Origin of the sequence: Marinimicrobium sp. UBA4209, from assembly GCF_002381585.1 — a bacterium.
Taxonomy (GTDB): Bacteria; Pseudomonadota; Gammaproteobacteria; order Pseudomonadales; family Cellvibrionaceae; genus Marinimicrobium; species Marinimicrobium koreense.
Genome location: NZ_DFTP01000084.1, coordinates 5,253 through 5,469, shown reverse-complemented (window position 1 = coordinate 5,469; position 217 = coordinate 5,253). Strand labels below are relative to the sequence as shown.

The 217-nt window shown below is 59.4% G+C and carries 1 protein-coding gene; it reads right to left on the bottom strand.

Features of this window, described 5'->3' with window-relative positions:
* A partial coding sequence (locus B3187_RS12295) for a hypothetical protein (RefSeq protein WP_349678200.1) occupies positions 1-217 on the bottom strand: 217 nt, incomplete at both ends.

Here is a 217-nt window from a genome sequence, read left to right as displayed (position 1 = left end):
ATCTCCTTCCGCTTCTCACCGCCACTCATGCGGGCACAGCCCAGGTACTCTTCCATGGCAGCGACGTAAGCTTTCACTTCGTTGTTGGCCTTGACCATCTGAGCGGTCTCTGCCGTCATCGGGTCCGGAATGGCCGGCTTGGCGTCCGGGGCGCTACATGCCTGAGCCAGGCCAGGCAGACTGAGGGTGGCTACCACACTGTAAAGAAGTAGTTGTT